The sequence below is a fragment of the [Clostridium] celerecrescens 18A genome (genome assembly GCF_002797975.1).
Lineage (GTDB): Bacteria > Bacillota > Clostridia > Lachnospirales > Lachnospiraceae > Lacrimispora > Lacrimispora celerecrescens.
This window is the reverse complement of the sequence record NZ_PGET01000001.1, coordinates 114314-137045: the sequence shown is the minus strand read 5'-3', so window position 1 is coordinate 137045 and position 22732 is coordinate 114314. Positions and strand designations below refer to the sequence as shown.

Annotated in this window: 20 protein-coding genes; 3 read left to right on the top strand and 17 right to left on the bottom strand. The window is 44.2% G+C overall.

The window, feature by feature from the left end; translation table 11 throughout:
- Positions 1–29: 29 nt before the first annotated feature.
- The 5 genes from H171_RS00660 to ilvD all read right to left on the bottom strand — a co-directional run bounded on the left by H171_RS00660 (position 30) and on the right by ilvD (position 3383).
- Positions 30–647 (bottom strand): DNA-3-methyladenine glycosylase family protein, encoded by a 618-nt coding sequence (locus tag H171_RS00660; RefSeq protein ID WP_100303427.1) that lies wholly within the window; start codon positions 645–647, stop codon positions 30–32.
- Positions 634–1104: a methylated-DNA--[protein]-cysteine S-methyltransferase gene (locus H171_RS00655; protein WP_100303426.1), complete on the bottom strand. Its 471-nt coding sequence runs from the start codon at positions 1102–1104 to the stop codon at positions 634–636. The genes H171_RS00660 and H171_RS00655 overlap by 14 nt, the downstream gene beginning before the upstream one ends.
- An 83-nt stretch (positions 1105–1187) precedes the next feature.
- Positions 1188–1385, bottom strand: a complete 198-nt coding sequence (locus H171_RS00650) for a hypothetical protein (protein WP_100303425.1) — start codon at positions 1383–1385, stop codon at positions 1188–1190.
- The gene (locus H171_RS23970; protein WP_157803082.1) at positions 1382–1525 is read right to left on the bottom strand and encodes a hypothetical protein; all 144 of its coding nucleotides are present in this window, start codon (positions 1523–1525) and stop codon (positions 1382–1384) included. The genes H171_RS00650 and H171_RS23970 overlap by 4 nt, the downstream gene beginning before the upstream one ends.
- A 142-nt stretch (positions 1526–1667) precedes the next feature.
- Positions 1668–3383 (bottom strand): dihydroxy-acid dehydratase, encoded by a 1716-nt coding sequence (gene ilvD / locus H171_RS00645; protein ID WP_100303424.1) that lies wholly within the window; start codon positions 3381–3383, stop codon positions 1668–1670.
- Positions 3384–3677: 294 nt separating this feature from the next.
- Between ilvD and H171_RS00640 the strand changes: the two genes are divergently transcribed.
- Positions 3678–4385 carry a FadR/GntR family transcriptional regulator gene (locus H171_RS00640; RefSeq protein ID WP_100303423.1) on the top strand — a complete coding sequence of 236 codons (708 nt, stop codon included), beginning with the start codon at positions 3678–3680 and terminating at the stop codon, positions 4383–4385.
- A gap of 75 nt (positions 4386–4460) precedes the next feature.
- Here H171_RS00640 and H171_RS00635 read toward each other — a convergent pair whose 3' ends face one another.
- From H171_RS00635 to H171_RS00595, 9 genes are all read right to left on the bottom strand, one after another.
- Positions 4461–5792: a redoxin family protein gene (locus H171_RS00635; RefSeq protein ID WP_100303422.1), complete on the bottom strand. Its 1332-nt coding sequence runs from the start codon at positions 5790–5792 to the stop codon at positions 4461–4463.
- Between the two features lie 169 nt (positions 5793–5961).
- Positions 5962–7269 (bottom strand): ferrous iron transporter B, encoded by a 1308-nt coding sequence (locus tag H171_RS00630; RefSeq protein ID WP_100303421.1) that lies wholly within the window; start codon positions 7267–7269, stop codon positions 5962–5964.
- A gap of 2 nt (positions 7270–7271) precedes the next feature.
- The gene (locus tag H171_RS00625; RefSeq protein WP_100303420.1) at positions 7272–7574 is read right to left on the bottom strand and encodes a FeoA family protein; all 303 of its coding nucleotides are present in this window, start codon (positions 7572–7574) and stop codon (positions 7272–7274) included.
- Between the two features lie 153 nt (positions 7575–7727).
- Entirely contained in the window at positions 7728–9725 is a 1998-nt protein-coding gene (locus H171_RS00620; RefSeq protein ID WP_166433579.1) for a heparinase II/III domain-containing protein, read from the bottom strand.
- A 13-nt stretch (positions 9726–9738) separates the two neighbouring features.
- Positions 9739–11337: a response regulator gene (locus tag H171_RS00615; protein ID WP_100303418.1), complete on the bottom strand. Its 1599-nt coding sequence runs from the start codon at positions 11335–11337 to the stop codon at positions 9739–9741.
- Positions 11334–13157: a histidine kinase gene (locus tag H171_RS00610; RefSeq protein ID WP_100303417.1), complete on the bottom strand. Its 1824-nt coding sequence runs from the start codon at positions 13155–13157 to the stop codon at positions 11334–11336. Before H171_RS00610 ends, H171_RS00615 begins: the two co-directional genes overlap by 4 nt.
- 64 nt (positions 13158–13221) lie before the next feature.
- Positions 13222–14085: a carbohydrate ABC transporter permease gene (locus tag H171_RS00605; protein ID WP_100303416.1), complete on the bottom strand. Its 864-nt coding sequence runs from the start codon at positions 14083–14085 to the stop codon at positions 13222–13224.
- A 12-nt stretch (positions 14086–14097) separates the two neighbouring features.
- On the bottom strand, positions 14098–15036 hold the full coding sequence (locus tag H171_RS00600; RefSeq protein ID WP_100303415.1) for a carbohydrate ABC transporter permease: 939 nt from the start codon (positions 15034–15036) through the stop codon (positions 14098–14100).
- A 63-nt stretch (positions 15037–15099) separates the two neighbouring features.
- Positions 15100–16542 carry an ABC transporter substrate-binding protein gene (locus H171_RS00595; protein ID WP_100303414.1) on the bottom strand — a complete coding sequence of 481 codons (1443 nt, stop codon included), beginning with the start codon at positions 16540–16542 and terminating at the stop codon, positions 15100–15102.
- Between the two features lie 209 nt (positions 16543–16751).
- Between H171_RS00595 and H171_RS00590 the strand changes: the two genes are divergently transcribed.
- Both H171_RS00590 and H171_RS00585 read left to right on the top strand, forming a co-directional pair.
- Positions 16752–17135, top strand: a complete 384-nt coding sequence (locus H171_RS00590; RefSeq protein ID WP_025234720.1) for a BlaI/MecI/CopY family transcriptional regulator — start codon at positions 16752–16754, stop codon at positions 17133–17135.
- A gap of 2 nt (positions 17136–17137) precedes the next feature.
- Positions 17138–18934 carry a BlaR1 family beta-lactam sensor/signal transducer gene (locus tag H171_RS00585; RefSeq protein ID WP_100303413.1) on the top strand — a complete coding sequence of 599 codons (1797 nt, stop codon included), beginning with the start codon at positions 17138–17140 and terminating at the stop codon, positions 18932–18934.
- Positions 18935–19244: 310 nt separating this feature from the next.
- Here the strand turns inward: H171_RS00585 and H171_RS00580 are convergent, their stop codons facing one another.
- The 3 genes from H171_RS00580 to H171_RS00570 form a co-directional block, all read right to left on the bottom strand.
- Positions 19245–19742 (bottom strand): hypothetical protein, encoded by a 498-nt coding sequence (locus H171_RS00580; protein ID WP_100303412.1) that lies wholly within the window; start codon positions 19740–19742, stop codon positions 19245–19247.
- Entirely contained in the window at positions 19742–21817 is a 2076-nt protein-coding gene (locus tag H171_RS00575) for an RHS repeat-associated core domain-containing protein (RefSeq protein WP_100303411.1), read from the bottom strand. Before H171_RS00575 ends, H171_RS00580 begins: the two co-directional genes overlap by 1 nt.
- A 424-nt stretch (positions 21818–22241) precedes the next feature.
- Positions 22242–22670 carry a DUF7674 family protein gene (locus tag H171_RS00570; protein ID WP_100303410.1) on the bottom strand — a complete coding sequence of 143 codons (429 nt, stop codon included), beginning with the start codon at positions 22668–22670 and terminating at the stop codon, positions 22242–22244.
- Between the last annotated feature and the right edge of the window lie 62 nt (positions 22671–22732).

The following is a 22732-nucleotide window of genomic DNA, read 5'->3' as shown; positions in this document are numbered from 1 at the left end:
ATTTCATTTTATTACCATAGTATCCTGTATCATAAAAAGGATATCTTCCACAAATAAATGGAAGCTACCGAGCCATAGGGTGAATACCGGCTCTTGCACACTTCGAATTGATCCTTTGTCAGCTTAGGAAAACCATACAGTTTTTCCATTCCCCTACGAATGGCGATATCACCCCAGCTAACCACATCGGGACGCTCCAGGCAGTTAATGAGAAGCATCTCAGCCGTCCAAAGCCCAACCCCCTTTATCGTCGTTAAGTACCGGATAACCTCCTGATCCGGCAGTTGCCGCAGATCATCCAGACAAACCTTGCCCTGTAAAATGTCCTTTGACAGCTCAGATATGGTAACTGCCTTTTTCATGATCATGCCGCAGCGCTGAATATCATCCGCTGAAACGGCTGATAAGTTTTCCGGGGTAATATCTCCCAGACTTTCCTGCATTCGGCACCATACGGTTTTGGCAGAACTTACAGATATGAGCTGGCCAATAATCGCATTGACCAGAGCAGCAAAGGGCTCGGGAATCACCTCCCTCTCCACCCTTCCGAACCGTGCCATCGCATCACCTAACACCGGGTCTGAATTGGAGAGGCACTCTACCTCCTTACTGCCATAATCAAAGAACTTCGTCTCAACGGCCTTCATATGTCAGTTCCAATTCCAGTAGTTGTTCCTTGATATCCAGGCCTGCCGCATAGCCTGTCAATTTACCATTTGAGCCCACTACACGGTGACACGGCGTCAGGATCAGTATGGGATTTTTTCCATTTGCCATACCAACTGCCCGGGATGCGTCCGGCCTTCCGATCATTTCTGCAACCTGCTTATAGCTTCGCGTTTCTCCATACGGAATTTTGTGCAGGGCATCCCATACGGTCTTTTGAAACTCCGTCCCTTTTGCAGCAAGCGGCAAATCAAACTCCCTGCTTGTCCCGTCTAAATATTCCTTTATCTGCTTTTCTGCTTTCTCCAGCAAAGGGGTCTTCTGTTCACCGGAAATTTTAAGGGTATCTTTTACAAAAAGCAACTCAGTAATAAAACCATCCACTTCAGATATTTCAATCGGACCCAGGGCAGTTTTAATATATGCTGTATGTTTCATAAGATTTGCCTCCTTTTCTATTACTAATATATCCGAAATCTATCCGCGTGTCCTCCTATTTTGCACCATTTAATTTTTATTTTTTACTCCTTTTCACCTGTAAACCTGACAATCGGGTTTAAAAAAGCAGGACTTTCCAGTCCTCCTCTTCCATTAATGGATTGATTAAGCCCTGTTTTAACACACACATACTTCCAGCAATTTTCAAAACCGCTTTCCCTTGCAGAAGTACAAAGCATCCGGAGCCAGGCTCCGGTGCGTTTATGACTGGCTTTGATCAAGTCCGAAACTCCCCGGCATCCCGGCGTTTTTTCAATAATTCCAAAACCCGCTCCTTAGCTGTTTTTTCACCAATAAAAACCCGCTCCACCTTTATGGTCATGTTTTTTTCCTCATAAGTTACCCGATCTGATAAATCCATAACAGCCACCTCCTGAGAAATCCTATTCAGGCAGGTTTGTACCATATACCGCCCCCCACCATAAGTTAATCTCAAACTATATCCTAAGAAATAGAAAAAGGCATGGCAGCTCCCCTGCCATACCCATTTTCTTTTCATTTCATTACTCCATATATCCGCCCTTCATTGGCGATACTGCACGCTCACTGAATATTTTCAATACTCCCGACTGGTACTTTGAAATTCTTGGCTGCCATTGGTTCCGCCGTTCCTTAAGAATCTTTTCCATCTCATCTTCTGTCTTTCGCTGGCCCTTTACGCCTACAATTGCAAGAATCCGGTTAGGAATATCAATTTGGATCATATCCCCTTCCTCCACCAGCGCAATGGGACCGCCATCCGCTGCTTCCGGAGAAACATGCCCGATGGAAGGACCAGTGGAAGCTCCGGAAAAACGCCCGTCTGTGATCAGGGCAATGGTGCTTCCAAGTTCTTTATCCGATGAGATCGCCTCAGAGGTGTAGAACATTTCCGGCATTCCACTTCCCTTTGGACCTTCATACCGGATGAATACAGCATCTCCAGGTTTTACATGGTGTTTCAGGACCGCTTCAATTGCCTCTTCCTCACTGTCAAAGGGACGTGCATTTAACACCGCATGAAACATTTCCTTTGGACATGCAGTATGCTTAATAACAGCACCCTCCGGTGCCAGATTTCCTTTTAAAATGGCAATTGCCCCATCGGTTCCGATGGCATCATGAAACGGGCGGATTATTTCTTCTTTTTTCACCCCAACGCTTGCACAATATTCATCGCATTTATCATAAAAGCCATTTTGTTTCAGTATTTCGAGATTTTCACCCAGAGTCTTTCCTGTCACAGTCATAACATCCAGGTGAAGCACGGATTTGATTTCTTCCATGACCCTGGGCACTCCGCCTGCATAGTAGAAATACTGGGCCGGCCATTTTCCAGCGGGCCGGATATCAAGAAGATAATGGGCACCCCTGTGCAGCCGGTCAAACATCTCAGAATCTATTTCCAGTCCAAATTCATGGGCAATAGCAGGCAGATGGATCAGGGAATTGGTTGAACCGGATATGGCTGCATGTACCATAATCGCATTTTCAAAGGATTCCATGGTAACGATATCTCTTGGTTTTATTCCCTTTTTCGCAAGCTCTATGATCTGATGTCCGGCTCTTTCAGCTATATCCTTTAAATCAGGGCAGGTTGCCGGCATAAGTGAGGATCCCGGGAGCATAAGGCCAAGGGCCTCGCCCATGACCTGCATGGTTGATGCCGTTCCCATAAAAGAACAAGCTCCGCAGGATGGACAGGCATGCTGCTTATAAAATTCCAGCTTTTCCGGTTCCAGTTCCCCTCTCTGGCACATGGCGCTGTACTTTCCAATCTGTTCCAGGGTAAGAAGATCCGGGCCGGCATCCATAACACCGCCGGTCACCAGAATGGAAGGCATATTCACCCGGCCGATTGCCATAAGATGAGCAGGCACCCCCTTATCACAGCTTGATATATATACTCCGCCGTCAAATGGAGTTGCACCCGCATGAATTTCAATCATATTGCAGATCGTGTCACGGGAGACCAGGGAATAATTAATGCCGTCGTGTCCCTGGGCCATACCATCACAGATATCCGTTGTAAAATATCTGGCTGCCTTTCCTCCCTGATCCCTTACCCCATCCACTGTCTTATTTACCAGTTCCATCAGATGAGCACTTCCCGGATGGCTGTCTCCAAAGGTGCTCTCCACCATGATCTGCATTTTAGAAAGATCCTCTACCTTCCAGCCCATACCCATCCGAAGCGGGTCCATTTCCGGAGCTAATTTCCGAATTTCCTGACTAACCATAATAATGTCCCTTTCCTATTTATCTTGAACTTTTTATTTTGTATCTTTGTAATTATATCTTGATTATAATAATTCATCATATGATTGTCAACTATTCTTCATCATTCATTTCATTAATTCATGTATTTTCCTAATATTTTCATACATACTATCATATAGTATCTATTTCTTTTATGTATTCATCAGACAAATACTTCATATACTCAAGACACATCTGATTCATTTGCACTTGAAGGAATCAGAAATTGCATTTATAATCAGATGAGACTATTCTTTACCTGAAAGGAATTTACCATGACACCATCACATAAATCTCTCGCCGATACAACAGCGGAAGGAATCATCAAATACATCATTGATCATAAATTAAAAGAAGGTGCACAGCTCCCCAACGAAACCACGCTTTCCTCTCTTATGGGAGTTGGACGGAGCACTCTGCGTGAGGCCATACGGGCTCTTGCTTCACGCAATATCCTGACAGTTCAGCAGGGGTCCGGAATCTACGTCTGCCACAATACAGGTGTTGCTGATGATCCACTTGGATTCACCTTTATAGAAAATAAGGAAAAACTGGTGACTGATCTTTTAGAATTCCGTATGATGATCGAGCCAAGGGTCGCCGCTATGGCCGCCTCTAAGGCTACTCCTGATCAGGCCGGGGAGCTTCTCCACCTGGCGGAACGGGTGGCGGAATGTTACGACTTAGGAAAATCCCACTCAGAAGCAGATGCCATTTTCCATGCCAAGATTGCAGAGATCAGCGGAAATGTCATCGTACCACAGCTTGAGCCTCTTATTATGCATGCCATTGATATGCTTATAGACATAACCCATTCCGAGTTAAAAGAAGAAACCATAAGAACACATATGGCAATAGTAAATGCCATACAAAAAAACGATGCCATTGCCGCACAGGATGCCATGACTCTTCATCTCATTTACAACCGGGACCGTTTGCGCAAGGCTCATGAGAAAAAGAACTCCAGTAATTCCAACCAATAAAAATGGCATTCCAAAGATCCTTTTTCCCTTTGGAATGCCATAATTGCTCTGTTTATTATTAACGATAGCGGCGGATTATTTCCGCTGCCCTTTCATGGTCTGTTCTATAATGCTGCGCATCGTATCTTCCGAAAGCTGGCCGCTTGCATAACCAAATACATTACCATCTTTATCAATCATAAATGTAGTCGGATAAGAGAATACTCCATAAGCTTCAAACAGCTCCGCATTCGTGTCCATGAGAACCGGATAGGTGTATCCGTTTTCTTTCAGGAATTGTTTAATTCCTTCTTCGTCTTTTTCACTTCCATAATTAGGAGCTGCAACTCCCAGAATGATCAGTGCATTATCCCCTTCTGTATCGGCGGTTTCGAATATTTTCTGGATGTCCGGCATCTCCGCCCTGCATGGGGGACACCAGGTCGCCCAGAAGTTTAAAAAGATCGTCTTTCCTTTATAATCAGAAAGAGAATGGGTATTGCCGTATTGATCGGTTAAAGTGAAATCAACTGCCGGAAGAGGCTGATTCGCTTCCTCTGACTCACCGGTATTCCCCGGTTCCGATGCAGATTCTTCTTTCGTAACAGATTCTTCTTCTGTTGCAGGTTTTTCTTTCGATGGTTCTGCAGTCGTTTCCGGCTGCGGCGTCTCTCTTGATTCTGTGACGGCAGGGGACGGAATGGTTGAAAGGTATCCGGTCACCGCATTCATCTTTCCGGTGAACATTAAAATTCCCATAAATACCATGAGAACTCCTCCGACCTTTACCCCATTCTTTGCAATATTGCCGTGAGCTTTGAAAAATTCAAGCACTGTGGTGGTAAAGAATCCCACCGCAAGAAACGGCAGAACAAACCCCAGTGTATATACTCCGATCAGGACAAACCCCATTGCCTTTGTGGAGGCTGAGGCGGCCATAAGCAGGACACTGGCAAGAGCCGGTCCCACACAGGGCGTCCAGGCAAAGCTGAAGGTGAAGCCCATGATTAACGCAGTTAAGGGAGACATGGCCAGGGTATTAAGGGAAAATGGCAGTCTGCGTTCCCTTCCCAATACAGAAGAAGTCCCAAAAACACCCAGCTGGTATAAACCGAATAAAACTACCAGGATACCTCCCACTCTTGCAAAAAGAAGCTGGTTTGATTTAAAAAAGTTTCCAAGAGCTGAGAATCCCAGCCCCAACAGGAAGAATGCGAAGCTGACCCCGATAACAAAGCAGACAGTGTGAACCATAACCTTGCTGCGTTTATAATAAATCCGCCCGTCCTCCCCGCGGACTCCCGTCCCTCCCGACAGATACCCTATGTAAAGGGGGATGAGTGGCAGCACACAGGGAGAAAAGAAGCTGATAATCCCCTGAAGAAACACGGTCATAACTGGAATACTTACGTCGATAGAAAAGCCCAAATACTGTACCTCCTTTTAAGGTTGTGCCATATGTTACTGATTTCCGGCGTTTTTAGTTGTGATTCTGTATTATTTTCAGTTACAGTTTGCGTGTAAATAATATACCATTTCAAAGAAAAAGTGTCAAGTCTAAACATGGAAGAAACAAAAAAAGCATAGATTTCCTTTGTCACATGGTAAGCGCCTGTTTTCCGCAGGCAGAACACTTTTTAAAGCATCGGTCTAAATTAAAAGCCACTCTGGGGAGGTATCCAAAATCCTCCAGAAGAGTAAACAGTGGGAAAAATATTGCCATAGGAGGCAGCATAACCGCTACTACCCAGGCCAGAACCCGGTAAACACCATGAAACAGCAGTTCAGTGATAATCACGGGCACACCGGCAGCGTCAGCCAGCCCGACCAACCACGCTTCTATCTTAAACAGTACGGTGCTTATTAACTCTGACGGATAATTAGCTCCTGTTATGGTAATCCAGAAGATTCCAAGCAAAACCAGGAACATAATGGGAAAGCCTGTAGCCTTACTAGTAAAAATCCAATCCAGTTTCCGATCCTTCCGGTTATAGGTCTGGTTTTCATATTCCACGATATCCTTGCATAAACTTTCCGCCTTATTTATGAAAACAGTAGCCATATCGTCGCTTACCTGCTCCTGGCTGATCCCGGAAGACTTCCATTCTTCCCAGATTTCAGCAAGACAGGAAACCACTTCTTCGGAATCAGCCACCGGCTTTCGGTATTTTCTTACGGCTTCCATCAAATTCTCATTGGCATCCAACAGTCTGGCGCAAAGCCAGCGGGCCTCTGCCTTTCCGTTGGCCAATTGTTCCACTGCAGGCAGGAGCCTGGCAATGGCGTTTTCAATATATTGGGGGTATTGGATGAGAGCAGGTTTATCCCCTTCCTCCTCTATCTGTTCCAGGCAGCGTTTTAAACCGGTATAGATCTGATCCAGTCCTTTATTGCTTCTGGCTGCAGTTCCTGCAACCGGGATCCCCAGGCGCTGTTCCAGCATATCAAGGTGTAAGAAAATTTTCTTCTTTTTAGCCTCATCCATAAGGTTTACACATACCACCACATTGGTCGTGGCCTCCATGATCTGCAGCACCAGGTTTAAGTTCCTCTCCAGGCATGTGGCATCACAGACTACTACTACTGCATCCGGGTTTTCAAAGCAAATAAAGTCTCTGGCGACCTCTTCTTCCGTGGAATGGGCCATCAGGGAATAGCAGCCGGGAATATCCACCATAACATATCCCTGCTGACCATCCGAGCACCAGCCCTGGGCGTTGGCAACGGTTTTTCCCGGCCAATTTCCTGTATGCTGATTCATCCCAGTAAGCTGATTAAATACCGTACTCTTACCTACATTGGGATTTCCGGCCAGTGCAATGACCTTATCCTCTTCCTTCCGTTTCTTAATTTCCAGACCGCAGTCCACAGACTTAATTCCCATTGAATCCCTGCTTAATCCCATACCTAATCCTCCAGCGAAAGGTTAGCGGCCACCATCTCTTCCCCATAATGACGGTTCGCTTTTTCCTCTATATTTGACTGCACCAGAACACGGCCAGAATCCTCACTCCTAAGAGCGATCACCGCACCCCGTATTAAAAATGCCGTTGGGTCTCCCAAAGGACTTTTTCCCAGGCACTCCACAGTAGTTCCCTCTATAATGCCAATATCCTGTAAACGCCTTCTCATATCATCATAGGCGGCCAGCTTTGCGATCACTGCTTTCTGACCCCTTTTTAAATCTGCTAAACAAATATTATCAGACATTCTTCTGCCTCCATTCATCTTAAAAAGTTTCCATATCCTAACATATGCAGGAAATAAATATCTGGTTCCATTTTAATTACAATGTTTTTGTCCTTCTAAATAAGGCGGCCCAAAAGTCGATTACCAACTTTTGGGCCGCCCTGTTTCTATTCTTTATATCTTATGGATCTTGCTCCATTTCCTTTCGTCTTTTTCTCCTTCCACTTCAATCACGATACAGTCCCCATCTTCAGAAAAGTTTACATTCCTGATCAGACAAGGCCCATTGCTGCTGGTAATCACATGGGCAAATACAAGATCCGGTCCATACCCGCGTTCAATCTGGTAATTGATATCAGATATCGAGGGGTTATCCGGCCCCATTCCATCATACAATTCCATTCCTTGGTTCCAGGTAAATACCCGCGTATGTATGCCTCCATCCACATAATCATGGATCACACTGGTTTGATTTTCTGACAGAACGGCCTTTTTCATGTGATGAAGATAGCTATATGGCTTCCTGTCAGAAAACTTTTTTATTTCCATTCCCTCAGGCTGTATGATCCGGTTTCCGGAAAAATGCATGACCCAGTCCACAGGCAGATCCTTCCCTGCCCCCTTTACCTGGAATACTTCTGCAAAATAATCTTCGTTCCATGCGATCTTTCTCAACATTTTTACAGGCCGGTAAGTTTCTTCCTTCCACTGAACGATGGTAAAGCTATCCGGCATTTCATAGGGTATGGTCCAGTCCGCTTCTGCTTCCACATATATGCCCCCATCTCTTTCTTCGTAACGGGTAAGCCTTGCATTGACCGGCGCCTGATTATCACCGTTAATGTTCACTGTATTGTGGGAACCTGTATTCTTATAAAAATCATAATGCATAACCGCACCGTATCCGGTAGTACCAAGATCAGGAGATATCCTCTTTCCATGAGCCAGATAACTGATGCCAAGTCGATCATAATGATCATGTTCCCCGCCATAACGGTCATGTTTAATCAGCAGATATCTATCATCCTTCCCTCTTAAAATCGTGCTCCCTGACTGCCCTGCTTTCACATGATAATTCCCTGGCTCCATACTGCACTTAGGCAGCTCATCAGCCCCGTAAATAAAGGCTTCCAGATTGTCTCTCTTTTCTTCTTCATATAGTTGGTTCAGTATAAAAAGAAGCTTTTCCCCTCCCAGTTCCCGGTATGCAAATTCATATAAATAAAGACTTGAGGAGGTATGTCCGTAATTGGTATCGTTTAACATGGGAATACGGAATCCCGGTTCCAGATAGGATGCCAGCAGCTCCATCATGGCTTTATAATTTGGATGGCTGATATGGCTGTGAGACGTATGGAGGGCAAACTTTTCATAGGCAAAAAAACTGGTAAGGGCATAAAAGTGATAGCCCAGTGCTCCTTCGAACCACATGTGATCCGGGAGCATCCCATTCTCCAGCTGATATAAAATCCCATAAGGCTCATAAACGGCAAACTGGATATACCGGTCAATGCCAAAGATCAATCCGATGACCGCAATGGCTGAGCTTATGATCACTTCATGATTGTGCAGCTGGTTATGGCGGTATTTCATCAAAAATTCAGCTCCAGGGATGAGCATTTCCTTTCCAATAAACTCTTTTTCCTCCTCCGTCATGAAATCAGACAGAAGATCATAACTCATGGCAAAGCTTCTGAGGAAATTCGCCTCATCAAGAGTCTGAGCGCCTGACTTACCGGGACCATTATAAGGAATATTGCCGTGTACCTCATAGTCCTTATAGTATCCGGAATATTCCATCATGATATCTACGGCCTTTCTGGCATAGTCAGTTTCCCCTGTGATCAGATAAATCAGTCCCATCTGAAATACCGCCGTGTAATTTCTGCTGTTAATGATTCCCCACCAGGTACTGTCATAGGGCTCACCGGAATATACCCGTCCGCAGGAGGGGCAGCTGTGATGAAATTTATCGTCCCTGTCAAACGTCAGCCGCACAGAACAATCCGGGCAGTAATAATAAAGGGTCCAGTTGGCGATCCCTGTTTTGGGAACCAAAACAGGCTCTGCCATGATTTCTTTTACATCTTCCATGATACGGTTAACAGCTGACCGCTGCCTTTGGTACTTTTCTCTTAAATGCCGGATTTCCTGTTCTGTAAATTGAATCATGATCCTAACCCTCCTAATATATATTCTCTTCTTCCACCAATTTTTTAAATTCCGTGGGAGTGCAGCTATAAAATTTCTTAAAACTGCTGGCAAAGTACCGCTGGTTATCATACCCGCATTGGTCTGCCACCTCCTGGATTTTCATGCTAGTTTTCTGGAGCAGGCTCCCTGCTCGTTCCATACGCTTTCGGATTAAATATTCACCAAAACTCTCTCCTGTGTACTGTTTGAATATCTGCCTGACATAGCTGGAGCTGAAATGCACCTTTAAAGCCACTCCCTCAAGATCCAGCTCCGTCTTATGCAGATCATTTTCAATGATCTGCTTCATTTGCTTCACCACTGCATCTGCCCTGGTTTCCTCTGAATTTTCCCGTACCACCCGACAGCACTTTTCAATATAAGTGGCCAGCATATGGTTCATATCCATCAGGCTTCCGTAATTGATCCGGTCCTGCATGAAGGATAGAGGCTCCGTATCCGCCCGGTCATATCCATCCTGCTCCATATCATTCTGAATGGCATAAACCAGTTCCCCTACAGATACGCCCACATAATCATTCTTCCTGTTGGACATGGAGGCATAACACTTCATCAGGCCCGACAGCCCAGCAAGAGCCCCTGCCTCCTGTCCGGCACGCACAGAAAGCCGGATCTGGTTTTTCCACTCCCTGATCTGGCTGCTGCTGATTTCTTCTTTCCGGCTGCTTTCTTCTCCATAAAACAGGAATCGTTTTTCTGCGTCTAAATTCCCCCGCCACACAGCCATAGCTTCCCTGTAGGAATCCACCAGCTTTGCCTGACTCCGGTAAGCACGGCCAAGGGCGCTGTTCATCTGAATATGGTAATATTTCTCCAGGCTCATACTGACTTTTTCCAGGCTTTCCCCAATCTTTTTAAGGAAATGCTCCTCGTTTTCCCCGTCACCGCACCAGATGGACGCCAGCTGGATCCCGTCAAAGCTGACCGCATACAGGCAGATCCCTGCAGAAAGATAACCGTTCCGTATCAGCATCAGAAACTCCTCCACATGCTCCTGCTTGCCAAAATCCCATGCTCCGCCTTCCATGCGGATCACTCCTGCCGCATAAAAACTGCCTTCCAGTATGAAGTCCGGTTCCTCTCCCCATTCCTTTCCTCTTATGAGAGCCTTCAGCGCTTTTTCCCTGGCAAGTCCGGCCCGGCTCACGGCCTGTTCCTTTAACAGGCTCATATTCTGCAAAAGCGCCTTCTGGCTGTCCAGCTCCTGTATCACCTTTGTTAAAACATCAATCATTTCCCTGGGCAAAAAGGGCTTTAGTAAATAATCCTTGACTCCAAGTGAAATGGCCTGCTTTGCATAGTCAAATTCATCGTAACCGCTTATGACCACATTTTTACTGTAAAGCCCGGCTTCCTGAATCCTGCGGATCAATTCCAGGCCATTCATAAAGGGCATGGCAATGTCCGTAATGATAATATCCGGCTTATTTAACAGCGCTTCTCTAAGCCCTTCCTCTCCGTCACCTGCCACCGCAACCACATCCACTTCCAGGGCCGAATTTTGGATATTTCTGACCAGTAAGTCTCTTACATAGTCTTCGTCATCTACGATCAATATGCGGTACATCATTCCACCTCCTCTGTCATTGCCGGAATCCTAAGAACCGCTTTAGTCCAATGGCCGAAGCTGCTTTCATAATACAGCCCATATTCTTTTCCGTAAAATAGTCGGATCCTTTCATTGACATTGTAAATGCCATAGCCTGCTTCACAGTCCGTTCCGCCCTTTTTTAAGGTTTCATTGATGAATGCAAGCTTTTCTTCCGGAATCCCTGCCCCATTATCCCACACTACAAGCTCCGTGACCGTATCTTTGCAAGATCCTTCTTCACTGACGGAGATCTTTATGATACCGGCCCCCTGCTTCTCTTTGATTCCATGATATATGGAATTTTCAGCCAGAGGCTGCAGGATCAGCTTGATCATCCGGAAATCCAGGCATTTGTCATCCGCATGGATTTCATAGCTTAAACGGGAATGATAGCGGATGCTCTGGATGTCTAAATAGCTTGACACATGTTCCAGTTCTTCCCGAAGGGTGATCACCTCTGCCCCCTTACTTAGGCCGATCCTGAAAAACTTACCAAGTGAATTAGAAAGGATGCTGATTTCTTCTGCTCCCTGATCTGCGGCCTGCCAGGTGATGGCATTTAAAGTATTATAGAGGAAATGAGGATTAATCTGAGCCTGCAGGGCCTTTAATTCCGCTTTCCGCTTCTGCTTCTGAACCTCGGCCACATAATCCCGCTCCCGTTTCAGCTCCTCAATGGTCTCCTCCTGCTTCCGGACCAGACTCTGGATCTCTCCGATCATATAGTTAAAAGATTTAGCAAGGCTTCCCACTTCATCCTTATAGGGGTAGAAAAACCGAACTCCCAGATCACCTTTTTCCACGCAGCTCATACGCTTTTCCAACCGTCTTAAGGAATTGGTCAGCTGGTGGGACAACAACAGAATGACCGCTACTCCCAGTAAGAAAATAACACCCGTGATCTCAAAAATCGTGTTTCTGAGGATTTTCAGACTTCCCAGTATGCTCTGCCTTGATTTCAGCCCATAAATCTGCCAGCCGTTTTCCTTAAGACGTTCATAGGTGACCAGATAGGAATCTCCTTCGTACTGAAAATCGCTGGTAATGACATTGCTTCCCCCTTCCCTGGATTCCGAAAGCTTCCTTAGTTCTTCCGGATCCATATCAGTGGAACCTATCATTACATTTCCTGCCCCATCCAGAATGAGTATTTTGTCAAAAAATTCATATTTTCCTTCTAAAAGGCGTTCCAGTTCGGTTTTTTTTAACTGGATCACCAGATATTCATTTCCCACATAGCCCTGAACGCTGAACTGCCAGACACAGGGTATCACCAGGTCATTGTCCTGAAAGATCTCATCTTTCCATATCGGGAACCAGCGGATGGCATCGCCTCCGCCTGTCTGATAGCTTTTGTAATAAACAGACTCTTTAAAATCAAACTCCCAATTTCTCATGCGTACAAAATTATCAAAGCTCCCTTTATCCGTATATATATAGGTGGAGTGGATCAGCCCCTCTCCGGTCTCAAAGTCTCTCATGAAATCCGGTATGGTCCCTAAGGCTTTTACCAGGTTGATGTCATTTGGATTATTCAGATAATCGGAAAGGGTTACCATAAAAGTATAATTAGCAAGCATTCCCTTGGCCCTCTGATTGATGACGCCCAGCCGCTGGCCTAAGGTATCCACAATCTGAGCCAGGACGTCCTCTGCCCCCACTTTGAAATTCTCTTCAATATCATTGGATGCGTATTGGTAATAGGATAATCCACTGATGGCGGTTGTAAAGAAAAACATGATTCCGAACAGCCAGATGATTTTACTGCGGAATCTTAAATTGTTTATAAATTTCTTCATGCTTTCCCCCCGTTTTCCTGCTCTTCTGTTTATTTCCAGTATATCACAGGACCCGCCCTTTTTCCTATCCTTTTACCGCACCTGCCGTAAGGCCTGCAATGAACTGTTTGTTGGCAAACAAATAGACAATCAGGATCGGAATGATGGCGATGGACGCTCCCGCCAGCATGATGTGCCACTCTGCCGCGGCATTAACAGAATATTTTAGCTGGACAACCGCCACGGTAAGAGTCTGAAGCTTCGGCATAGAAATCGTCATGATCAGGCTGGTGATATAATCATTCCAGGCATTCCGGAAAGAAAATAAGGCTACTACCGCCAGGATCGGCTTACTTAGAGGCAGAACCACCCGGGTATAAACTCCGTAAATGCTGCAGCCGTCAATGATGGCCGCCTCATCAAGCTCCTTTGGAATTCCTTTTGTAAAACCCATGACCAGAAAAACATTGGTGGCCTGCCCTCCCGTAAGTGCCACAATAAGGGCAAATATGGACTTATTTAACTTTAATGCCCGCAGTAATTCGTAAATCGGATAAAGGGTAACTGACCCTAAGGATACGAACATCATGGATAAGTAAAGGGCTAAGAGCACCTTTTTCCCGGCAAACTCTCTTCTGGCCAGAATAAAACCTGCCAGTGAGCAGGTAACCACAGCCAGAAGTGTAACGGAAACGCTGACCACAATGCTGTTGAACGTATATTTTGTAAAGTCTGCCTGGACAAAGGCCTGGTAATAATTCTCAAAATGCCATTTCTCCGGAAAAAAGCCGCCGCCCTGGGTCAGCTCTGCATTGGTTTTCAAAGATCCCAGCACTGTATAGATGACCGGATAAAGCGTAAATAAAATCATAATGCCCAGAAATACCCATTTTCCGGCCAAAGAAAGCCAGGCGGCTTTTGATATATGTTTTCCATTCCAGTTTTTCATGCTGCCGCCTCCTTAATAAATTTCATCCAGTTTTTTAGATATTCGCAGATAACCTACGGTTACCATACCAGCAATTACTGCGGATATGACGCTGACCGCAGCACCGTAGCCATATTGGGGAACCGTGGCTTCTGCCGCTGATATGGGGAAGAAGTAACGGTATCCGTACAGGGACATGACCATGGTCGCATTGTTGGGGCCGCCCTCGGTTAATACCATCACATTGGTAATGTCGTGAAACGCTGAGGTGATCGCCAGCATAAGTATAATTTTTAATATGGGTCCCAGCATTGGAATGATGATGTACCAGATGGTCTGAAGCTTGCCGGCCCCGTCGATCCTGGCGCTTTCGATTGCTTCCCCGGATACCTGCTGGATTCCAGCTATGAAATATACCATGTAATTCCCAACACCGCCCCAGACCGCTGTCAGAATCAGGGTTTTCATGGCATGTTCTTTCCCCAGCCAGTTTATTGGTTTTTGTATCAGGCCTGCCGTCATTAAATACTTGTTGACCTCTCCATTGTAAGCATTAAAAAGCAGATAAAACACCAGACCCATGACCGCAGAGCTCATAATGGTAGGTAAAAATACAATGCTCTGGGCCGCACCATTCCCACTTTTTTGCTGATTTAAAAGAAATGCCAGAAAAAAGGCCAGAGGAATGATAAAAATTACCTTCCCGAAACCGTATGTAAAAGTATGGATCACACTTTCCCAATAAACTTTATCCCGGAACACCCGGGCAAAGTTAGCAAGGCCCACAAATCTCGGTACTCCTGTTCCATATCCCCCATACTGGAAGAATACATATTTCAAAGTCCATACCACCGGATAGAGGGAACAGATGGTGAACAAAATCAAGTTAGGAAGCATAAATGAATAGGCCTGCAGGTTTTTTTTCACAATCTTACTTCCCCGCAAGGCACTTTTGCTATTCCAGTCTTTCATCTGCATACTCCTTTCTTTTCAAAGAAAGAGGGGCCTCGCTGATTATGCGCCCCTCTTTCAATATTACTGTAAAGTTGGATTCATCGGGTCATAGTTTTCAATCTTTACTTCATGACCGCTTCCGTTTTTCACTGCTTCCTGATACGCTTTATTGTAACGGTCTGTCAGATCCTTTAAGGTAGAATCTATATCTGCATCTCCATAATAAATAGATTCGCAGGTTTTAAACATATCCTCACCTTCCACCACCATGCCAGATGCGAAGGCAGTGTGGGGAGGCTTTGGAAGGAGGGCATCAATATCACTGATGAGCAGCCATTTTTTATCCTGGAAATCCTGACCTGGCTTTGCCTTTTCAATAACGCTAGGTAGAATACTTACACCAAATCCGCCTTCGTAGTATCCGATTAAATAATCCTCATTTGCAAAGATATCCTTATAAACCTTAAATGCTTTATCCACGTTAGGACTTTTTGCATTTAAAACATAACTACCTGTACCGGTAAAATACTGCTTTCCTGTGGTTTTTCCGCCAACGGTTGGAATTGGAACGCAGTCCCATTTAGAGGAATCCATGGGGAACTGATTCTGGTAAACCCCTGGCTCTGCATGGCTGTAAGACATATACATACCAATCTTGCCGGCTGCAAACTGGGTTCTTAAGGGATCGATATCCAGTGATTCACATCCAGGAAACGCACATTCGTCAGACAGCAGTTCCTTCCAAAGCTTCAAAGTATCTGCCCACTGTGAAAAGTCGTACTCTCCCTTTACGAAGTCGTATCCACGTACCAGTCCGGTCTCTCGATCCAGGCCGACGCACATGGAACGCTGCAAGCCGGAGCTGGCACTTTTCATATTTTCTGCAAATCCATAAATTCCTTCTTTGGATAATTCCGTATTGATTTTTTTAGCATACTCCACTACTTCTTCCAGTGTTTTTGGAGGTTCCGAAATCCCTACACGGTCAAAGATTTCTTTGTTATAGAAAAGACGGCAGGTAGTTCCGGTGGTTGGGATGAAATACAGCTTTCCATCCAGTTCGTTGTAACCAGGATAAACCACAGATTTAAAATATTCTTTCATATCAGAATCTATGTAATCATAAAAATCTGCCCACTGCCCCTCGTTTACATATTTATCAAACATCTGGTCCTGCTGTACCAGAATATCAGGAAGCTCCCCGCTTTGTACCGCCATATCAATGGCCTGCACATAATTATCCGTGTAAAGCTGATAATCTACCTGAATGTTATCCGTGTTACTTGCATTGTATTCGTCTACTTTTTTCTGAACATAGGTGGCGTCATGCCGGTCTTTGGACCAGACCTTAATGACGGTTTTTTCCCCACTCGCTGACTGAGTCTTTTCCGCTTCTGTCTGAGCAGCCGTCTGCCCGCCAGCTGCCGCTGTTGTGGTATCTGTCTTGGTGCCTGAACATCCGCCCAGCGTTCCAGCCGCCATCAGCCCTGCCATCAGTATGCCGCTAAATCTCCTTAATTTCATCCCTTAAACCTCCCTTGTTTGTTTATGGTTTCATTTTACGGAAAAATGGTTGTTAAGTAAATGCAATATCTGACGGTCTCATGTTTAAAATCTGTTTATATTTTTAATGTTACACTGATCACAAACTGGCAGAGTCACAGAACTCATTGACATGCCTGCATCGTGCTCTTATAATAGTATTATTACAATTGTAAGAACAGGAGACCGCAATGAATCAACTGCCGCAAATATCCGAAGCAGAATATGAGGTAATGAAGGTGCTATGGAATGACGCCCCCATCAGTACCAACGAAGTGACGGACAAACTGGTGAAGACCACTAACTGGAACCCAAAGACCATTCACACACTCTTAAAAAGACTGGTTCAAAAGGGTGCTGCCACCTATCGGAAGGAAGGCCGTGTTTTCGTCTATACCCCGCTCGTGGAAAAAAAAGAATATTTAACGAAAGAAAATGATCATTTTTTAAACCGTTTCTATAACGGTAAGATATCAAGCATGGTGACCAACTATTTAAACAGTGATTATGTATCAAGCGAAGACCTGGCAGAACTGAGAAAGCTTCTTCTGGGCGGACAAGAGGAGGAACGTTGATTATGCCTGATTCTTTTATGACACGCCTTTGTTTTAACAGCGTGGTCCTGGCCATTTTGCTTATCGCAATCCTGCTGGTCAGGAAATTATTAAATCAACAGCTGACTGCAAGAATCCGGTACAATCTTTGGTTTCTGTTTCTGTTTGTGCTGGCTGCCCCATTTCTGCCATGCTCTTTTCTTTTTCCTGGATATGTGTTTAAGCTGCTGCGTTTTTTTGGGGGTTCCTTTTCGCCTGAGCATGCAGGTACTTTAGGGGCTGCCTATAAAACCGCGGCAGCAACTGAATATTTCCTCCAGGATTTTTCTGTTTCCGTAAGCCGTGTAGCGCATCCGGGACTTCCTACTGTTTTAACTGGTATCTGGATCACTGGCATGGTATTAATGACTGGTTTTCATATCCATTTCAGCAGGAAAATCAGGCAGCTGAAAAGGTCCTCTCTTCCACTTCAGAATAAGGAGATACGGGAACTATTTGCAACATGTATGGAAGAATCTGGTGTTAGAAAAGAAATACCGATTTATAGCAGCGCTTATATTTCCTCTCCTATTGCGGCCGGATTATGGAACCCCTGCATCATTGTTCCTATTAATATGATTTCGGAGCTTTCCAAAAAGGAAATCCGGTATATTCTTCTCCATGAGATTTTACACTGCAAACACAAGGACCTTCTGGTAAACAGGCTTATGGCTCTGGCACAGATTATCTACTGGTTCCATCCTTTTGTCTGGTTTGCTTTTAAGGAAATGAGAAGCGATCGGGAGATTGCCTGCGATTCATCAGTCCTGTCCCTGCTGGATTCGGAAAGCTATCTGGATTATGGAAGTACGCTGATAAATTTTGCAGAAAAGATATCCCTATTTTCCTATTCCGCCGCCAGTATCAGCGGCTCAAGGAAAGAGATAAAAAGGCGCATTCTGAACATTGCCGGTTACCGCAAAGAATCCAGGTGGCGTGTGGTGAAAGGCAGAATTCTTTTTACTGTGATTGCAGCACTGGTGCTGGGTTGTATTCCGGTATTGTCTGCAGATGCTTACACCGGTACAGAATACGACTTTACGGCTGAAAATGTAACCACGCTGGATTTATCCTCTTATTTCAAAGGATACGATGGCTGTTTTGTTCTGTATTGCCTGAATTCGGGACAGTACTGCATCTATAATCGGGAAGCTGGGACAAGGAGGGTTTCCCCGGATTCCACTTATAAGATTTACAGTGCCTTAGCAGCCCTGGAAACTGGAACCATAACTCCGGAAGCTTCCCTGCTTTCCTGGGATGGGACCAGTTACCCTTTTGAAGCCTGGAACCAGGACCAGACTCTTGATACTGCAATGAAGAGTTCGGTTAACTGGTATTTCACTTCCCTGGATGAAAAGACCGGGCTGTCCAGGTTAAAGCAATACTTAGATACTATCGGATATGGCAACAAGGACTTATCCGGCGGAATAGGGCGTTACTGGATCCAATCTTCGTTAAAGATTTCACCGGTTGAGCAGGTGAAGCTTTTAGCTCGGTTCTATCAGGATGAGCTTCCATTCAGACAGGAGAATATAAAGGCGGTAAAAGAGTCCTTACTCCTCTCTTCTTCCAATGGTGCTTCCCTGTACGGGAAAACCGGGACCGGGACTGTGGAAGGGGAGAATGTAAATGGATGGTTCATCGGCTTTGTGGAGACAGGAGATGAAACCTATGTGTTTGCAACAAATGTTCAGGGTGGGGCTCAGGCGAATGGAAGTATGGCAGGAAAAATTACATTGGATATTTTAAATGATGAAGAAATTTATGCCCAATTACCTTAAAAGGGCTGCCGTAACGGGGATTAAAGTCGCAGCAGCCCTTCGTTTTCCAGAAAAGTCTAGTTTACCTCGCTTTCGTAACTGAAGTCAGTTTTGTCCTTTATTCTCCTTTGATTTAACTCCAATAAGTATTTGTTAAATACCTATATCCATTGATTTTTATAGATTTTCTTACTTTTTTTATATAATTTTAAAACAAATACATCTGTGAAAATCACTATTATTTATTTGCACTTTCTGGACACAAAAAAATTACGCTCTCAAAAGAAAACCTGAAATATTATCGGACTTTTTCGGCATTCTATTAGCGATTCTACAAAGCCTTCCCATCACTTAATTCAAATTTGTTTTTATCTCCATTAGAACATGTTATTGATACTATTTTGCCATCAATCACTTCATAATTATCGACAATATCTCTAAACCCCGATGACCATATTAGCCTACACTCTAAATCAAAAGCAAATATATCCAGTTCGCAAATTGCTAAAATACGGTTTTCTGTTTCAATAAATTCATAGAATGGGGCTATTGATTCTTTTTGGATTAATTCTGCTTTAGCTTCACAATCTAACCCTAGTATATAGTGATCGAATCCCACAATTAATTTTGACGCATTGTCCAACAATAACCCCTGTGAATCGATACCATGATTGTAATATGCTAATCCAAATATATAGTCTTTCTCTGGCAAAGATATGGACTCAAATCTATTATTTTTTTTTCCTAAATTACCATAGATTTTAAATCGATGCTCCAATGAATACATTTGAAGAGCCTGAAGTGACTCATATTTTTGTTTTGTTATCATTATTGCCCTCCTAGTATAATAATAGTTAAAAGTCTATACCCTTCCCAAACAGTTCTAAATCCGGCACCACCACTCGGTCCCATAAAAAAACTTTCTCGAATTATTGCAGTATAATTAAAAGTTTGACCATTAGCGATATATGACCTCAATTCTGTGCCAGCAATGTTGTTTAGATTAATGCCGACACTCTCAAAATGACTTTGAAGTAATGCGCGATTTGCTGGCGTATCCTGAATACCAATGTGAGCTAGTTCACTTGCCATTGATTGTGAACGCTGAATATTATGAGCACTCCCGGTTGCCTGACCAAATACATAATCAAGTTTATTGCCAATATCAGCTTTCCCCGCGCCCTCAACAGCTCTCATTTGTTGTGCCTGCAGTAACTGCCGAGCCTGTTCAAAACCAGTTGCTCCAGCAGGCCCCACTGTTGCTGCTCCAAATCCAAGACCTGACATAACTGCACCAGTTGATGCAAGAGCACTGCCAGTAACACCATATGCAAGAGCTGCGCCTCCGGTTAGACCGATCGTACTCCCGATTGCAGCACCCTGAAGAACTGCTTTCATTGAAAACTTACCACTAACTGCCGATGAAATTCCACCTGCAATCGCTCCAGCTGCTAAACCAACTAGTCCTGCAACAATTAAAAATGGAAGATGTCCTGTAGGGTCAGTATATCTCACCGGATTATTATGGCAATAAGTATACAGGTTAAGCGATAGTGGGTCACTCACTTCTTGCTTATTCGGCAATTGATTTATAACACATCGGAGCGTATCCTCGCTTTTAAAACGCCCAGTTACAGTTCTATAATACCTTGCTCTTAAGTAATAGGAATTCGTCTCTAAGTTCAGATACTCCCCACAATACCGGAACGGATTCTCATCCTCCTTATCGGGATTTCTCTCAACTCCAAAAGCATCATACTTTAATATATAGTAGTATACCACACGATCGATTTCTTCGGCAATCAAATTGATTCCTCTTATATAGGTTTTAATCTGTTCACCGTCAGCCTGTTCCGCTACGATATCATTTCCATCCCAACAATACAAATTCGTTTTCCCCTGGCTTTCGGTCAGTTTCCTCACCTGGGTGCTGTGGCGCAGGCCATCTCCACGGTACTGATATAGAATCTCTTTGTCATCCTGGTTAATCTGGATCAATTGGTTGAATCCATCATAATGTCTCCACTCATAAACGGTCGGTGTCTCCCTTTTATAATGCCCCGATAACTTGACAGTTCCCGGATAGTCTGGTGTTGGCGATGTTTTCTCCCAAATCCGGAAGGTTTCATTTCCATTATCATCATAACGATACCGATACGTTTCCGTTATTTTACCTTGCTTTTTTATTTCCTTTTCCAGCCGGTTGTTCAAACCATACTCATAATTGGTAACACTGACCAGTTCATCCTTTGTTCTTCCTTCCACCATCATTTTCACACGGTTGGAATAGGCATCATAGGTATAAAATGTCCGCTTCCAGCCGGAATAATCTTCTTCAGTCATACGACCCAGTCGGTCATATTGATAGAATATGGTAACGTGGGAAGAACCGGTTTTGTTGATCTTACTTAGAATATTCCCATCCACATCATAGCCATATTCCGATGCAGAAATCACGGTTCCCTGCCGTCTATTCTCCAAAGATATTACCCGGTTGCCATCATTATACTGATAGCTGGTTTCCATACCGGACTGCGGATAGCGGAGGGTTTTACGGTTGCCCTTTTCATCGTATTCGTACTCGGCCAGTATCACCCCGGCAGCAAAGTTTTTTCTTACCTGCTTTGAACGGTATAAATCATCATACGTATAATACAGACTGACAACCGGGCTTGCGTTTCCTTCCCGGGTCAGTTGAAAGGACTGACGGTTTCCATATATATCATAAGTATAATCCTTCCCTGCATTTCCCGGATCTTCCTGGCGGGACAGCTGGCCTTTATGATTGTAGCGGTACTTCGTCTCCAGGAGTAGGGTTTGTTTTCCTTCCACGTATTCCCGGCTGACTTCTCGTATCTTCTTGCCGTTTTTACCATAGGAATACTCCTGCTCGCTGATTACCATTCCATCAGGAGTTCTCTTTTGCACGATTTCTTTTATCAGACGGTCCAGGGCATCATGCTGATAAACGGTCTGGTCCTTGTTCCTGTCCGTTTTTTTCTGCAGCCTTCTGGCTTTGTCATACTCATAGTATTCCGTACAGCCACGGGCATTTCAAATTGAACTTTTATTGGGTCACCTCCACCTTCCTTCAGATTCGTCCTCATGGACGACACCCTTGGTCTTGGCTATATCCTTCCCACTACCGGACGGATTCGAGATTTGCACTCGTTAGAACGTGCGCCCGCCGGGCGCACCATAAAAATTCCGTCAGCCAATTCATTGACTGACGGAAGAAAACTTATTATTTTTCATTGTCCTATTGACGGGTAGCACACCAGTTTTTTTATTTTTACATTAATACTGTTGATGAATACAGTTTTGCAATTCACATTAAATTGCGGCTTTTTTCTTTTAGCAAAGATTTGATCAGTTTTTCTTTTTCCTTGTCTTCTGTAATGCCCTCTAATATTCCCACTACTAATACATTCTGAACATCCATATTTTCAGACATTGCCATTCTCTCGAAAAAGTCGGTCATTTTACTAATTTTATTTAAAACATCATCATTTCTGTCAAGGTAGTACTCATCAATCAACTTAATAAACTGTTGACGAACGATATCTTCATAAAATTGATATACCGGTAAAACAGTTTTATTGTGATTAATTTGCTCTTGAATTTTTTGCTGAAACTCATCCATATAAAACGTTAATATAGACAAATCAGGCTCTGAGTTGTTAATAATACTGTTATATTCCTCTAAAAATTCCGGAAATACGCTAATAGCCTCTTTTATTAAGTCATTATAATTCATAACAACACCGTACTTTTATAACAAGCTCATGGCATTTTGATTTATGCCAAGGTTTACAATAT

Excerpts from the sequence above, each read along its gene's own strand:
- H171_RS00660 (WP_100303427.1), bottom strand. The coding sequence starts at position 647 with ATGAAGGCCGTTGAGACGAAGTTCTTTGATTATGGCAGTAAGGAGGTA.
- H171_RS00655 (WP_100303426.1), bottom strand. The coding sequence starts at position 1,104 with ATGAAACATACAGCATATATTAAAACTGCCCTGGGTCCGATTGAAATA.
- H171_RS23970 (WP_157803082.1), bottom strand. The coding sequence starts at position 1,525 with ATGGATTTATCAGATCGGGTAACTTATGAGGAAAAAAACATGACCATA.
- ilvD (WP_100303424.1), bottom strand. The coding sequence starts at position 3,383 with ATGGTTAGTCAGGAAATTCGGAAATTAGCTCCGGAAATGGACCCGCTT.
- H171_RS00640 (WP_100303423.1), top strand. The coding sequence starts at position 3,678 with ATGACACCATCACATAAATCTCTCGCCGATACAACAGCGGAAGGAATC.
- H171_RS00630 (WP_100303421.1), bottom strand. The coding sequence starts at position 7,269 with ATGGGATTAAGCAGGGATTCAATGGGAATTAAGTCTGTGGACTGCGGT.
- H171_RS00625 (WP_100303420.1), bottom strand. The coding sequence starts at position 7,574 with ATGTCTGATAATATTTGTTTAGCAGATTTAAAAAGGGGTCAGAAAGCA.
- H171_RS00620 (WP_166433579.1), bottom strand. The coding sequence starts at position 9,725 with ATGATTCAATTTACAGAACAGGAAATCCGGCATTTAAGAGAAAAGTAC.
- H171_RS00615 (WP_100303418.1), bottom strand. The coding sequence starts at position 11,337 with ATGATGTACCGCATATTGATCGTAGATGACGAAGACTATGTAAGAGAC.
- H171_RS00610 (WP_100303417.1), bottom strand. The coding sequence starts at position 13,157 with ATGAAGAAATTTATAAACAATTTAAGATTCCGCAGTAAAATCATCTGG.
- H171_RS00605 (WP_100303416.1), bottom strand. The coding sequence starts at position 14,085 with ATGAAAAACTGGAATGGAAAACATATATCAAAAGCCGCCTGGCTTTCT.
- H171_RS00600 (WP_100303415.1), bottom strand. The coding sequence starts at position 15,036 with ATGAAAGACTGGAATAGCAAAAGTGCCTTGCGGGGAAGTAAGATTGTG.
- H171_RS00595 (WP_100303414.1), bottom strand. The coding sequence starts at position 16,542 with ATGAAATTAAGGAGATTTAGCGGCATACTGATGGCAGGGCTGATGGCG.
- H171_RS00590 (WP_025234720.1), top strand. The coding sequence starts at position 16,752 with ATGAATCAACTGCCGCAAATATCCGAAGCAGAATATGAGGTAATGAAG.
- H171_RS00585 (WP_100303413.1), top strand. The coding sequence starts at position 17,138 with ATGCCTGATTCTTTTATGACACGCCTTTGTTTTAACAGCGTGGTCCTG.
- H171_RS00580 (WP_100303412.1), bottom strand. The coding sequence starts at position 19,742 with ATGATAACAAAACAAAAATATGAGTCACTTCAGGCTCTTCAAATGTAT.
- H171_RS00575 (WP_100303411.1), bottom strand. The coding sequence starts at position 21,817 with ATGGTAATCAGCGAGCAGGAGTATTCCTATGGTAAAAACGGCAAGAAG.
- H171_RS00570 (WP_100303410.1), bottom strand. The coding sequence starts at position 22,670 with ATGAATTATAATGACTTAATAAAAGAGGCTATTAGCGTATTTCCGGAA.